Origin of the sequence: Chlamydia sp. (assembly GCF_017472245.1) — a bacterium.
In the GTDB taxonomy this organism is placed as follows: Bacteria; Chlamydiota; Chlamydiia; order Chlamydiales; family Chlamydiaceae; genus Chlamydia.
This window is the reverse complement of record NZ_JAFUQR010000006.1, coordinates 40,892-55,306: the sequence shown is the minus strand read 5'-3', so window position 1 is coordinate 55,306 and position 14,415 is coordinate 40,892. Positions and strand designations below refer to the sequence as shown.

The following is a 14,415-nucleotide window of genomic DNA, read 5'->3' as shown; positions in this document are numbered from 1 at the left end:
CCAAATTCCCTAGAATTAAGCATCCAAACGTCTTTCGCTATTCATTCAAGGAGCTATGTTCTTCCTTTCGCACCATAAATAAGAGGAGTGGAGGAGCTATATACAGAGAAGATAGCGTTCCCAATAAGATCCCTACCGTCATAATAAATGCGAAATTGAAAATAGAGCCTCCTCCAACAAACAACAAAATGATCAATACAGATAAAGTAGTTGCAGTAGTCATGACTGTACGTCCTAAAGTCTTCTGTAAGGCATCATTAATTAATACAGTCATAGGTGTGAATAACTTCTCGCGTCGATCTTCCCGAATACGATCAAAAATAATTAAAGTATTGTTCAAAGAATATCCCAATACTGTCATCAACGCGCCTATTGCTTGTAGATCGATCTGTATTCTTTGTAAAAAGAAATGCAGAGCCACTAAAACAGCACAGGTTGCTAACAAATCATGCATTAAAGCACAAATTGCACTGAAGGCATATCTCCACTCAAAACGCAAGCTAACATAAAGCAGGATAATTCCTAAAGCTCCAAATAACGCGATTATTGCCTGTGTACGCATCTTATGCGAAAGCTGTCCGCTTACCTTAAACCAACTACCTAGAGAAGTATCAAACGCTTTAGAAAAATTAGAATTCCCTGAATCCGATAACACTTGCAGAACCCGAGCAAGGTGATAGTCCGCCCCTTTCTGTCCTCCTCCTTCGATCTGCTCAACGCGATCTAAGGCATGCTGCGAGAGATAAATTTTAATTTTTCCAGAGCCATCTGCTTTACGCACACGATAGTCACGAGAGGATAGGCCAATTTGTTGGAATCGGGTTTTTAACACAGAACACATCTGTTCTGGATTATATTCACAAACATCAGAATCTAAAGTCAGCGCATACCCTCCTTTAAAATCCATCCCTAGAATAGAGTCCCATGCTCCAAAACCTAATCCCATACAGCCTAAAACGATTACAGTTCCTGAGACCACCCATAGACGCTTACATTCTTTTAAGAAATTGTGTTTGATCCCAATAAATTTATTCATCATATGCAATTGGGTTTCTCTTGTTTTCCGTACCCAAATTACAAAAAAGAATTTCGTCATAAATAAAGCTGTGAACATTGACGAGAAAATTCCAATGATCAAGGTTAGAGCAAATCCCTTGATAGGACCTGTATCCAACATAAGAAGCAAAGCGGAAGCCAAAATAGTAGTTAAGTTAGAGTCGAAAATTGCGCTAAAAGCCTTCTTATAACCGGCTTCTACTGACTCTGACAGGCTTCTAGTCAATAGATATTCTTCTCGAATTCTCTCAAAAACCAGAACATTTGCATCTACAGCCATCCCCATTGCTAGGATAATTCCAGCTAACCCAGATAGGGTAAGCGGGGCATCCAAATACTGCATAGAGGCCCAAATAAGCAGTAGATTGAGTAGAACCGCCCCTGAAGCAATCACACCCCCAAATTTATAATAAACACTCATCAGTACAATAAGAACCAAAAGCCCCAATCCTACAGAAAGAATACCTTGTAAACGCTGAGAGTTACCTAATTCTGGAGAAACTACTTCCTCACTTAAAATTTCCGGAATAAAAGACATCGCTCCAGATTTCAGATCTGCAGCCAAACGATTTACTTCCCTATAAGAAAAATTCCCAGAGACGCTCGCACGATCCTTGAGAGGGACATTTAATACAGGATCACTAATTACATACCCATCCAAAACAACAGCCATACGCCATCCCCTTCCTCCAGAGAAAAGGCTGTTTTTTGTTCCACTAACTCCCTCTTGGCAGAATTTTGATGTCCAAGCATGGAATCGCTGAACAGGTGTTTCTGTACTGTCTAATGAGAAAGCCTTGTCCTTAACACCAAAATTCAGAACATACCCTTCTCCTACGGCGAATTCTGGACGAATATTTTTAAGAGAAGCACCTTCCAAAGCATGATTTCTAAAGACAATCATGAGAGGGTTAACCCGTTCTCCCCATTCCTTCTCTATAGCAATCATTGAGTATTGGGTGTCTAAACAAGAGGAACTACCTTCCAAATCACTTGTGAAATTTAATCCGGCTTCTTTTAGTTTTTCGACAGCAACACGAACATTTGTAGGAATCTTTTCCTTATCTCCTTGGAAAATAGCTCCTGCTAAACGATTGATCCCTTTAGGAGAGGCCTCATCAAGACTTCTTGCTGTAAACCAGAGGTAGTCCAAAAAAGTTTGTACTTCATGACCCAAAGGACCTTTTAAGGAGAATTGTTCGTTCACAACATGAAAGGCCATTTTTGAAATCCCCAAGATATCTGCAGAAGAAATATTTGCAGCTCCAGGAACGCTGACCTGTATGTGATCCCCTTCTCTTTGCATCCCTATCTCAGATACTCCGAGTTTGTTTAACCGGGCGTACAACTCATCCGATACTTTATCAATTCCTTCCTTATCTGTTAGAAGGTTCCCTCGGTGATCTCGGAAAGCTAATCGAATCTGCTTCCCTCCCACAAAATCGGTTCCAAAACGCAAAACATGATCACCACGAGAATATTTCCTTGTATTCAACTTAAAGTTTTCAATAAAAACATTCTTATAAGGAATAGCAGCTCGCAAACGTGCTTGAGGATTCATAGAACATTGCGCCTGACGATACTGCTCATCCCAGCGTACGAGCTCTGCATGTCGAGACTTTTCAATACGATTCACTACAGCCAAACGATCACGAATATCCCGAACCTCAAGAGCTGCTTCTCCAAAACTTTGAACAAATTCTTCCCCCCAAATCTGAATAACTCGTTGCAAAGGCTCTTTAATTTCTAGAATACGATCATCCCCTAGACTCCAAGAAACTGCGTCTGTATGAACAAAACATGCATATAAATTCTTTAGATCTTGTTGTAGAAGAGTAGCTTCTTGAACACCCGCATTTTCATACTTTGCAATAATTGAACGTAACCCTTTGAAAACAACATACACGGAGCCTTTGGAAAAATGCCGACAGCTCTTATCTGGAGAAAAAATAAAACAACCTAAAGCATCATTATCTGAAGGCTCTCTGCTATAAATAGGAAAGTTTTCTGGTGACAAATCACACGTTTCTGCAACAGGACGATTGAGAACTAATGCTGTCAAGTGCTCAACTATCCGTTGACAAATCTTATGTCCTTGTAAAACAATCCTACCACTAGCAGTCTTGTCTCTTAGTTGTGTAACAAAGCCGAACTCGGTTTCTTCAACAGGACGATTCAAGCAGGCAGCTATGTGCTGTTTCTCCGTTACAAAAAGACGCTCTAATTCTAACCGCTCATCGCCCACTAGCTGCTGACGCTTGGTAAGGACTTCAGGATCGAAATGGAATAATAATTCCCCGTCTGTGGTCAAAGATGTTGAAGAAAAGCAAGTAGCTAACTTACTACAATCAACAACATTCCCAACAACTTTCGGACTTACCTCACTCCAACGCAAATTCCTAGAATGAAGAAAATGAGAGGCCTCTTTAAGTTCTTCGCGATATTCTTTAACCTCATCGTATTGCAGTGCTTTCTCCAATCTAGCTAAAAACGCTGTAAAATCTCGTTCTGTACTAAAAAATCGTGATAAGAAAGCTTGAGTCTTTCCAGCTGGTAACAGCCGCAAATCAGAACAGATACTCCTTGCTATGTGAGAGATTTTTTCAATCGGCATAGAATCCCACAGGAAGCCATACCCACATTCGCAAGCTCGCTCCGATTCGACGAATAAATTTGTAGCGATAGTTCTCAGTTCTTGTGAAACAACGGTATCTTTGTCTTCATATGGAACGAAAGAGAGATCTTCTTCTGTCAAAGAAGTAACTAAACTTCCAGAAACTTGAACAACCGTCTCTCCGACTAATTCAGAACTTCCCAAAACATACAGTCTTGCCGACTTAATAGGGACGGAAGGCTCTCCATGCACAACATTATCAATGAAGACAGCAGCATCCTCTTTGGAAGGGAAATGAACATTAACTACACCAGGGATACTTGGATGTTGCTTTATTTTCCCTCGCAACTTAAGTGTAGATAAAATTTTTGTAAGACGAATCGTTAAATCACTTCTTACATCCGCAACTTGTTCCGTTAAATTCTCTATTATCCTTTGAGCCTCTCGCCCGTCTATTTTTCTATTCAAAGGGCGTGAATAGTATAGACAAGTGGGCAAAACATGATACAAAGCCAAAGCAAAAACAAAAATGATGATACTGAGATTCCGCTTAAAATTACGCTTCATTATGAGGCTCTTCGTTATTCGTGAGTTCTGCGAATGTGGCTACCCAGCCCTACGCTAAAGCAGCAGAAAGGAAATTCTAGGCTCTTCGAAACATGTGTTTGGAAAAGAAAGTCCTTTCAATAACAAGAGAAGGAACCCAGAATCTTTCCCATTTTTTGACGTTTAGAGATAAAATTGGGTCTAGCCATGCTTTGCGGTGACTAACCAAAGCGTGAGCCCACAAACACCTAATAAAACTAACTAAAATCTGCACTTGCGCTGGGGCCCTGAGGAAGGAATTTTCTCCTAGACTATACCCTTTATTTACGTCAAAAAAATTGTAGCTCAGTATGTTTTTTGTAACGTTTATAATCAAGGGTAATTACGAACATAGAAAAGCTTTTAAACATTCTAAAAAGCTTCTCTTTCTCATAGCATCTTTATTGAATAGATCTTTCAGAAGAAGAGGAAAAAGAGTTGAAAGCAACCGCCATATTAACATGCATACTCGCAATCTGGTGATATGCCCAATAAAGAAGCAATGAACCTAGTATGACTAAACTGACTCCCGGCAAAACAGTCATGCATGTGCAAAAAGCAAGAATACTGCAACCGAAAATAGAAACCCCTAGCATGGCAATTAATGCAGGAACTATTTTTTGCAACCAGCCCGTTAATTGTACACAGTGCGAGGAGATAAAAGATTTTTCAGGTATTGAATGTTTTCGAGAAAAAAGAGAGGTTAAGCTATTGCTTACTTCTGACAAATTCATATTATTTCCTTGCTAATTACTATAAAAAAACTGCTATTTTCACGGCAGGCCCACAGGGCTTTCCCCCAGGAATCTAGATTCACTCAGAAGCATGTTCAATCGAAAATAGAGTTTGAGATATTTGCTCTCAAAAAACAATGGAATGGGAGCCGACTATTCTATCAAACCTAGCTGCTAAACTGCAACCACCAAAACAAAGTTTGAAAACTAAAATTTTTACTTTATTTTCTCTAACACATCTCTAAAAAAGCTCCCTCCTCTCTTTAGAGGAGACTTGATAATAATCATTATCTACGAGTACTATCCCTGCTCTAAGTTCTAAGAACGATCTCCCAAAAAACCGTTCTTTCTTTTGCGGCGTGAAGGTCGTTTCTTAGAAACTAACAGGATGTGGATCACCCAATCCCAAAAGGAATAGCCAAATCTCCAGCATTACAAGAATGTCAGACTGCGTATGTCTCTAGCTTTAGAACAGGCGAGCCCGCTTCAAGAGAATTTCCCCCAGAGAACCTCTCTCCCTAAACATATCGCCATTATCATGGATGGAAATCGCCGCTGGCAAAAAAAACATGAACAGTTTTGTAAGCAACACGCTATATCCGGTCACCGTCGGGGCGCTGATAGCATACCGCAAATTGTTGACACAGCCCTACATTTGGGATTAGAAGTTCTTACATTGTTCGCTTTTTCTACTGAAAATTTTTCTAGATCGAAGTCCGAAGTAACAGAATTATTTTCTTTATTTAACTCGCAGTTACGTAGTCAGCTCTCTTTTTTACATCAACGAGAGATTCGCTTACGCTGCATTGGAAACTTATCTAAACTTCCTAAAGAATTACAAAGCAATATTAAGAAAGCTGCTGCTGCAACAGCTCATTATTCCCGTATGGAATTGATTTTTGCAATCAACTATGGAAGTAAAGATGAATTGGTTCGTGCATTCAAAGAATTACATCAGGATCTTACTAATAAAAAGATCTCAGTGAATGAAATTTCTGAAGATCTTATTAGCTCTTACTTAGATACATCCGGCATTCCCGACCCAGATTTGCTTATTCGTACAGGGGGTGAAATGCGTGTCAGTAATTTTCTCTTATGGCAAATAGCTTATACGGAACTTTATGTGACTGATGTGTTATGGCCTGATTTTACGGCTAATGACTTGCTAGAAGCTATCAAAACATACCAACAACGCTCAAGACGCGGAGGTAAATAGACGCTATGTTTGATTCGGATCAAAACTCCATTTTTCAGAGCGATTTTTGTCAGCGCTTAGTCGTCCACTCTATTTTGCTCATTTTCCTTGTGATTCTTCTTTGTACGTCTTTGTATCCTAGCTCAGCTTTCATCGTAGGTCTTCTTTCATCATCCTGTGCAGCTATTGGCACTTATGAAATGGCTTCTATGACAAGAATGAAATTCCCCTTTTCTTTTACTCGATATAGTGCCATGGGCTCTGCCATTTTCATTGCTCTAACTTGCCTCACAACTCGTTGCAAAATGCTTCTTCCGAACCATGTTGACTTAATCCCCTGGTTTTTCCTATTCCTCTGGACTATTCGCCTTATATTCAAAAGTCGCTATTACAAACTCGGCCCTATAGGATCTACTGGCTTAGCCTTGTTCTGCATGCTTTATGTATCTGTGCCCATCCGTTTGTTTATTCATATCCTTTACGGATTCGTTCATACTGACACCCCTTTTATAGGAATTTGGTGGGCTATTTTCCTTATCGCTACAACAAAAAGTTCAGACATTTTTGGGTATTTTTTTGGGAAAGCTTTTGGAAAAAGACGGATCGCGCCAGTAATTAGTCCAAACAAAACTGTTATTGGCTTCATTGCAGGGTGTATGGGTTCTATCCTAGTTAGTCTACTTTTCTATTCTCATCTTCCCAAAGCTTTCGCAGATCAAATTGCTATGCCTTGGATCCTAGTCGCCTTGGGTGTTGTGCTAGGAATTAGTGGTTTTTTTGGGGATATTATTGAGTCAATATTCAAACGCGACGCACAAATAAAAAACAGTAGTGATTTGGAATCCATCGGGGGAATGTTAGATGTTTTAGATTCCCTACTTCTTGCAACTCCAATTGTTTACGCCATCCTTCTTATTACTCAACATGGAATATTTTTAGGATGATTGTAACTATAGATGGTCCTTCAGGGACAGGGAAAAGTACGTTAGCAAAAGCATTAGCCCATGCGTTACATTTTAACTATTGCAATACGGGAGTCATGTATCGCACTCTAGCTTATGCTCGTCTGCAACCTAACTGGCAAAATATCCCTTTAAAAGATTTTCTTGCTTCTCCTCCTTTTTCTTTCTCTTTTTCCAAAAACTCTCCTTTACAAGCCTTCTATGAAGATCGCCTCTTAACTTCTGAATTAACAACTCAAGAAGTAGCCAATTTTGCATCCCTTTTCTCTAAAGAGCCCCAAGTCCGCACCTACATGCAGACTCTACAAAAAAAATATGCTGAAGTAGGAAGTTGTGTATTCGAAGGCCGTGATATGGGATCGAAGGTATTCCCTAGCGCCGAAATCAAAATTTTCTTAACAGCCAAACCAGAAGTTCGTGCACAACGACGTCTAAAAGACCTTCCCGAAGGTTTTTTATCTCAAGAAGCCTTGACAGCAGAACTCATAGCACGTGACGAAGCCGATCAACAAAGAGAGCTTGATCCTCTTGTAATCCCACAAGATGCCATAGTTATCGACTCTTCTGATTTGACAATAAGCCAAATTCTAGAGAAAATCTTACCTTTGATACGCTCCCGTTTAACATGATTTTTACTATTGCAAAGAGCATTGTTCGCCTACTATTTTCTCTGTTTTACAGAAGAAAAATATTGAGATCGAAAGCTAGTGCTGTCGTGAAAGGGGCTGCTATTATTGCAGCTAATCATGTTTCCTTTTTAGACCCCTTAGTAGTGCCCCTTTCCTTCCCTGGTAAGGTTTATCATTTGGCTAAATCTGGATTGTTTGCCAATGCTTTCACTAATTGGCTTTTCCGCGAATTGGGCTGCTATCCAATCAATAGAAATGCAGGAAATGCTGCGGCCTTTAAAACTGCTTTAAGTATCTTTTCACATAAAGATAAGCTCGTTATTTACCCAGAAGGAACTCGCCACGCTGATGGAGAATTGCACCAAGGAAAGTTAGGCGTAGGTTTACTCGCTATCAAAGGTCGCGTTCCTGTTATCCCTGTCTATGTTGCGGGAACTCTTGAAGCTTTCGGAAGGAACCATAAATTCCCTAGATTTTGGAAGACTTTAACTACAGTGATAGGCACGCCTATTTCATTCCAAGATCTCATTGACAACCCAGCTATTGATAAAAAAGAGGCTTATCAACTGGCGACTGACCGCATCATGGCTAAAATCACGGAGCTTCGTACCTGGTTCCAACAAGGATGTATTGGAGAAATCCCCTAGTTTTTTTAGATTTGTATGACAACACTTCTCTCTTTTCTAACCTCGCTATGTTCCTCAGCGATTCACCAAGCTTTCCCTGAATTGGAGGAACTTACTCTTGATATTACCCCATCTACTAAAGATCATTTTGGGCATTATCAGTGTAATGATGCCATGAAACTTGCGCGCGTGTTACATCGATCCCCTCGTACAATTGCTGAAAACATCGTTTCTCAAATTCCTGAAGCCCCTTTTTCTTCTATAGAAATTGCTGGGGCTGGGTTTATCAATTTTACCTTTTCTAAAGAATTCCTAGTTGATCGACTCCAGCTCTTTTCTCAAGAATTAGCCAATGGATTTCGTGTTTCTTCCCCTCAAAAAGTCGTTATTGATTTCTCTTCTCCCAATATTGCTAAAGATATGCACGTAGGGCATCTTCGTTCTACAATCATAGGAGACTGCCTAGCCCGCTGTTTTGCTTTTGTCGGCCATGACGTCCTTCGCTTGAATCATATTGGGGATTGGGGAACTGCTTTCGGTATGCTCATCACTTACCTACAAGAGACTACACAAGCAGAGATTCATCAGCTAGAAGATCTCACAGAATTATACAAAAAAGCTCATAGACGCTTTGCTGAAGATCCTGAATTTAAAAAACGCTCCCAACACAATGTTGTTGCCTTACAGTCTGGAGACTCTCAAGCGCTTTCATTGTGGAAACAAATCTGTGATGTTTCAGAAAAATCTTTTCAAACGATTTATACCCTATTAGATGTAGAACTTTATACTCGTGGAGAATCTTTCTATAATCCTTTTTTAGCAGAAGTTGTCTCCGACCTTGAATCTAAAAATCTTGTGACCATTTCTGATGGTGCAAAATGTGTTTTTCATGAAACCTTCTCTATCCCTTTAATGATTCAAAAAAGTGATGGCGGATACAATTATGCAACCACAGATGTTGCCGCTATGCGCTATCGAGTACAACAAGATCAAGCTGATAGAATTCTCATCGTTACGGACTCCGGTCAATCCCTACACTTCCAGTTATTAGAAGCAACCTGTTTAGCCGCAGGCTATCTTCCTAGTAAAGGAATTTTTTCACATGTAGGATTTGGACTAGTCTTGGATGCCCAAGGGAGAAAGTTCAAAACACGGTCGGGAGAAAATATCAAACTCAAAGAATTGTTAGATACAGCTATTGAAAAAGCCAAAGAATCTTTAAAAACGCATCGTCCGGAAATTTCAGAAGAAGAGCTGGCTTATCAGGGCCCTATCCTTGGCATCAACGCAATTAAATACGCGGATCTTTCTTCTCATAGGATCAATGATTATGTGTTCTCTTTTGAGAAAATGTTGTGCTTTGAAGGGAATACAGCTATGTCTCTTCTGTATGCCTACGTGCGTATTCAAGGAATTAAACGCAGAATGAAGCTAGATGCTCTCCCAGAAAAAGGACCACTATCTATTCAAGAACCGTCGGAAGAAGCTTTGGCCCTGGCATTATTACGCTTCCCTGAAGTGTTAGACCTAACCCTAAGAGAACTTTGTCCTCATTTTCTGACTGATTATCTCTATATGCTGACGAATAAATTTAATGCATTCTTCCGAGATTGTCACATCGAGGGGTCTACCTATGAGCAAGAACGCCTGAATCTATGTGGACTTACGGAAAAAACCTTGTCAACAGGTATGCATCTGTTAGGGCTAAAAACTTTGAACCATCTGTAAGAACTAAAATCTAAAAGAAAGTTGATGTGGGCTCTCTCAGACACATTCTTCTTTCTCTGTAAGTATTTTAGCTCCTAATCTTTCTAACTTCCCTTTCCAGTCAGTGTATCCTCGGTCTAACATTCTTGTATTTTCAATCCGAGAGACACTGCCTTCAGTAGTGATGAGGGCTGCCATTACGTAGGCAAATCCTGCACGCAAGTCAGGGATGACCAAGTCTACTCCTTTTAAGGGAGTAGGACCGTGAATCACCGCACTGTGCGGATGATTTCCTGTAGAATATCGACAAGACTTAGCACTCAAACACTCATGAAATAGGTCACAATGAGCCCCCATTTTAACTAAGCCATTCAAGTAACCTAACCTATTCTCATGAACCGTTTCGTGGATAACAGAACATCCTTGAGCTTGAGAAAGTAAAACAGCAAATGGTTGCTGCCAATCTGTAATAAACCCAGGATGCACATCCGTTTCTAAAAGAACTCCTCCTTTCAAGGGTTTATTATAAAAAAACTCAATCCCATTCTCACGAACAGAGAATCCCCCACCAATGGACCTTAAAGCTTTTAAGAACGGGATCATATGCTCATGGCGGGCATCTTCTACAAAAACTCTTCCTTGAGAAACAACGGCAGCCATACCAAACGAGGCAGCTTCAATTTTATCAGGGATGATAGAATGCTCAACCGAATAAAAATCTTGGCACCCAAAGACTTCAATCGTCCTATCATTATCCGTAGTGATTTCTACTCCAGCTTTTTGTAAGAACACAATTAAATCGAGAATTTCTAATTCAAGGGCAGCATTTTTAATCATCGTTCTCCCTTGAGCACAAACAGACGCAAGAATAAGGTTTTCTGTAGCTCCTACAGAGGGATAAGGAAGGACAATGTGAGCTCCAACAAGACCATCTGGAGCTGCCGCCCAATACCCTTCTTCACTGACCTTAATTTCAGCTCCAAGCTTCTTAAGCCCCTCTAGATGAAAATGCAACGTGCGTGGACCTATAGCATCTCCTCCCAGCATAGGAACAAAGATTCCATAAGGACAACGACGTAACAAAGCCCCTAACAGTAAAATAGGGATCCGGTTTACACAAGAAAACTGTGAAGGAACCTTCGATAGCAAAATGCGCGGCGTATAAATTTCAATCACTTGTGCTTCGTGATCCCAATCTATAATAGCCCCTAAAGCTCGGCACAACTCAACAGTTTGTCGAACATCTTCAATATTGGGAACATTTTTCAAAATTGTGCGTTTATTAGAAAGCAAAGAAGCAACAAGTAGTTTAGTTGTAGCATTTTTTGCTCCTGATACTTTTACAGATCCCCGTAAAACTGTCTCTCCAAAAACCTTGATAGCAGGCATTTCAGTTCCTTCTATTGCCATTCTTCACAAACGTTACCCGGTAAGCTGTTATTTTTCACGAAAACTTTATTTTTCTAAAAAACATCCTATTAATAAACAAAGGCTTGTTGAATTTAAAAACGTTTTAAAAACAAACTTTGTGGCAATTAATAAAAACAAATTTTTAAAATCTAATTAAATTGTTTGTTGTTTTATTAATTTGTAATTATGACGAATTCTATATCCGGTTCCGGGTTTCAACCCATTACTACACCCACTACCACAACAACCGGTGCAACTGGATCTTTAGGCACGTCTTCTGTGTCCACATCAGCAGGAGCTAACGTCACACAAACAGCAACAACAACATCTACAGTTTCTACTCCTATTATCCAAACGAGCGGCGAAAGCACAATCTCTCATCTGAATAACCCTACCCCTACAACAGTTACAGTAACAACCTCTTCTTCTTCCACGGAAGCTACAGCGACATCAACTAAAACCTCTAATGTAGTTAATCATCGAGCATCTTCCTCAGAAGATTCTCCGCAAACAACCTCTACAGAATCGGAGGCAAGCGTTTCCAGCGATTATCAAACCGCTGAATCCGGCCCTGACGGTATTGAGGATGGTGGCAGGTCTAATACAACCGAAATATCTAAAGAAGCTCCAAAAGCAGGAAATACTCAAGGAAACAGTGAATCATCTCCTCTTAACCAATTGCAATCTCAGTCTTATACAATTGGAGGCCCTCGTAACGAAAACGTGATTTCCCCTGGGCCTGAGGGACTACCAAATATGTCTCTTCCGACTTACAATCCTGCAGACAAAAATTCTATCTTAAGCTTCCTTTCCAATCCTAACGTTAAATCGAAAATAGTCGAAAACTCCGGACATTTAGTCTTTATAGATACAGCCAGAAGTAGTTTCATTTTCATTCCCAATGGAAAATGGGAACAAGTTTGTTCCATGAAGGTCCAAAATGGAAAAACTAAAGAGGACCTAGATATCAAAAATCTTGAGAATATGTGCGCAAAATTCTGCACAGGATTCAATAAATTCTCTTCTGACTGGAGCAATCGTGTGGATCCTTTGGTCTCAAATAAGGCGGGATTAGTAAGCGGTGGGAATGTTCCAGAAAAAATTATCATTAACAATAAATTTAAAACATGTGTAGCCTACGGGCCTTGGAACAACAGAGAAGCCGGTAACGATTATACTCCTTCTGCTTGGAGACGTGGACATCAAGTAGATTTCGGAAAGATCTTTGAACAGCAAAATCCATTTAACAAAATCAATTGGGGAGCTTCCTCAGACGGAAACGCTAATGATGGGATCTCATTCTCTAATGAGACACCTGGTGCTACAATGTCCGACGGCTATTCATCCGGACCTAATCAACCTATCATCAATGTCAACGTTAACGTTGGAGGAACTAACGTTTCCATTGGAGATACCAATGTATCTACTTCAGGTACAGGAACAACTTCTAGCACCGATACATCTACAGATACAAATGATTTAGATAGCGTTGACAGAGATGACTCACCTTTAGAGGAGACCTTAGTTACATCTCATGAAGAATTGCCTTCTAATGATGATGTTGCAGGACCCTCAGAAGATGCAACAGAAATAAAAGAAACTGATTATGAGACAGATGCAGACTCTGGAATCGGAGAAGATCTATCTGATACAGACTCTACAATAGACTCTAACGATGGCAGTCCTTTCACTCCAGACATTCTCAAAGCTGTACGTAAACATCTAGACACTGTTTATCCAGGCGAAAATGGTGGCTCTACAGATGGTGTTCTCCATGCTAACCAAACGCTTGGTAATGTTATTAATGATATGGAAACTAAAGGTTCCGCTCAGGATACTATCGTTTCTTCCGGAGATAACGCAGGATCTACTGAAGGCGTTTCAGAATCAGACTCCTCTAATGAAACAAGCTCTACAGATGATGTATCTGACACAGATTCCTCTGTTGGAGAAGCTAACAACACATCTCCAGGTACCGATTCTTCGAAAATTGGTAGTAAAAACTCTACAGAAGGCGGTGACGGAGGGCCCTCTGGACCGGACATTCTCAAAGCTGTACGTAAACATCTAGACACTGTTTATCCAGGCGAAAATGGTGGCTCTACAGATGGTGTTCTCCATGCTAACCAAACGCTTGGCAATGTTATTAATGATATAGAAACGAAAGGACATGCTGAGAACACTATAGTATCCTCCCGCTATCGATCAAGCTTCTCAGGAGACGGAGTTAATAACACAAATTTGTTATCTGGGCTAGGAAAGCTTCTTCCCACACCTCCTCCTAAACCCACAACGACAACGCCAAGAACGACTAATCACGCAGCAACCTCAACCTTAACAAGTGGGAGAGGAGGGAATACTCCTTCAAGTGGAGGAGGAGGTGGAAACCAAATGCCTGGAGGCACATTAGAGGAGTTACTCCCTAAATTACGTGCGCACCTCGACCAATCATTTGACAAACAAGGTTTCCTTGTTTCACAAAACGGTGGTCCTAACCTCGGTGGCCTTATAAAAGATTTTCGCGCTAGAACAGGATCAGGAGGTATTATTGCTTTTATTGGTAATGTTCCTGGAAGGAAAGAGATTTCTACTCCTTTAAGTAGTCAAGGGAGCGGCCCCACTCAAGCAGATCTCTATAATGCGGCACAAGGCGTTTCCATGGCCATGCAGGATTTGTTACAAGAAGCTGGCCATCAAGAAGGGAAGATAACAACAACATCAAATCCTGTAAGCATGACCGCCTCTTCTTCTACAGTAGCAGGGAATAGACAAGACCCAGCAAGACCTTTGGGCCAGGGAGGAAACAAGACCAATATCTTTCAATCTACACTTAAAACAACTCAAGCTCTTGGAAAATTATTGGAGAATATTGAGTAGGGGATAATCAATAGGCCAAG

General features: G+C 40.4%; 9 protein-coding genes. 6 read left to right on the top strand and 3 right to left on the bottom strand.

Translation table 11 applies throughout. The features are described 5' to 3' along the window. Positions 1–37: 37 nt before the first annotated feature. Together secD and IJ490_RS02450 are read right to left on the bottom strand one after the other, a co-directional pair. Positions 38–4,237: a protein translocase subunit SecD gene (gene secD, locus IJ490_RS02455; RefSeq protein ID WP_291893239.1), complete on the bottom strand. Its 4,200-nt coding sequence runs from the start codon at positions 4,235–4,237 to the stop codon at positions 38–40. Positions 4,238–4,656: 419 nt separating this feature from the next. Further along, entirely contained in the window at positions 4,657–4,989 is a 333-nt protein-coding gene (locus IJ490_RS02450; RefSeq protein WP_291893236.1) for a hypothetical protein, read from the bottom strand. Positions 4,990–5,443: 454 nt separating this feature from the next. Here IJ490_RS02450 and IJ490_RS02445 point away from each other — a divergent pair, with 454 nt between their 5' ends. From IJ490_RS02445 to argS, 5 genes are read left to right on the top strand one after another with little or no spacing between them, the layout of a single operon-like run. Beyond that, the gene (locus IJ490_RS02445; protein ID WP_291893233.1) at positions 5,444–6,205 is read left to right on the top strand and encodes an isoprenyl transferase; all 762 of its coding nucleotides are present in this window, start codon (positions 5,444–5,446) and stop codon (positions 6,203–6,205) included. A gap of 5 nt (positions 6,206–6,210) precedes the next feature. Next, a complete protein-coding gene (locus IJ490_RS02440) occupies positions 6,211–7,128 on the top strand; it encodes a phosphatidate cytidylyltransferase (protein ID WP_291893230.1) in 918 nt (305 codons plus the stop codon). Continuing rightward, positions 7,125–7,775, top strand: a complete 651-nt coding sequence (cmk, locus tag IJ490_RS02435; RefSeq protein ID WP_291893227.1) for a (d)CMP kinase — start codon at positions 7,125–7,127, stop codon at positions 7,773–7,775. The genes IJ490_RS02440 and cmk overlap by 4 nt, the downstream gene beginning before the upstream one ends. Next, on the top strand, positions 7,772–8,422 hold the full coding sequence (locus tag IJ490_RS02430) for a lysophospholipid acyltransferase family protein (RefSeq protein WP_291893224.1): 651 nt from the start codon (positions 7,772–7,774) through the stop codon (positions 8,420–8,422). Before cmk ends, IJ490_RS02430 begins: the two co-directional genes overlap by 4 nt. Before the next feature lie 15 nt (positions 8,423–8,437). Then, a complete protein-coding gene (argS, locus tag IJ490_RS02425; RefSeq protein WP_291893222.1) occupies positions 8,438–10,129 on the top strand; it encodes an arginine--tRNA ligase in 1,692 nt (563 codons plus the stop codon). A 36-nt stretch (positions 10,130–10,165) separates the two neighbouring features. On the opposite strand, the gene murA is transcribed toward argS, so the two are convergent. Then, complete coding sequence (gene murA / locus IJ490_RS02420; protein WP_291893218.1) at positions 10,166–11,497, bottom strand: UDP-N-acetylglucosamine 1-carboxyvinyltransferase; 1,332 nt, start codon at positions 11,495–11,497, stop codon at positions 10,166–10,168. Between the two features lie 207 nt (positions 11,498–11,704). Between murA and tarP the strand changes: the two genes are divergently transcribed. Then, positions 11,705–14,395: a type III secretion system actin-recruiting effector Tarp gene (gene tarP / locus IJ490_RS02415; protein WP_291893215.1), complete on the top strand. Its 2,691-nt coding sequence runs from the start codon at positions 11,705–11,707 to the stop codon at positions 14,393–14,395. The last annotated feature ends 20 nt before the right edge of the window (positions 14,396–14,415 follow it).

What these genes read in the sequence shown, in the direction of transcription:
- IJ490_RS02430 (WP_291893224.1), top strand. Translation starts at nt 7,772, where the DNA reads ATGATTTTTACTATTGCAAAGAGCATTGTTCGCCTACTATTTTCTCTG.
- IJ490_RS02445 (WP_291893233.1), top strand. Translation starts at nt 5,444, where the DNA reads ATGTCTCTAGCTTTAGAACAGGCGAGCCCGCTTCAAGAGAATTTCCCC.
- secD (WP_291893239.1), bottom strand. Translation starts at nt 4,237, where the DNA reads ATGAAGCGTAATTTTAAGCGGAATCTCAGTATCATCATTTTTGTTTTT.
- argS (WP_291893222.1), top strand. Translation starts at nt 8,438, where the DNA reads ATGACAACACTTCTCTCTTTTCTAACCTCGCTATGTTCCTCAGCGATT.
- murA (WP_291893218.1), bottom strand. Translation starts at nt 11,497, where the DNA reads ATGCCTGCTATCAAGGTTTTTGGAGAGACAGTTTTACGGGGATCTGTA.
- IJ490_RS02450 (WP_291893236.1), bottom strand. Translation starts at nt 4,989, where the DNA reads ATGAATTTGTCAGAAGTAAGCAATAGCTTAACCTCTCTTTTTTCTCGA.
- tarP (WP_291893215.1), top strand. Translation starts at nt 11,705, where the DNA reads ATGACGAATTCTATATCCGGTTCCGGGTTTCAACCCATTACTACACCC.
- cmk (WP_291893227.1), top strand. Translation starts at nt 7,125, where the DNA reads ATGATTGTAACTATAGATGGTCCTTCAGGGACAGGGAAAAGTACGTTA.
- IJ490_RS02440 (WP_291893230.1), top strand. Translation starts at nt 6,211, where the DNA reads ATGTTTGATTCGGATCAAAACTCCATTTTTCAGAGCGATTTTTGTCAG.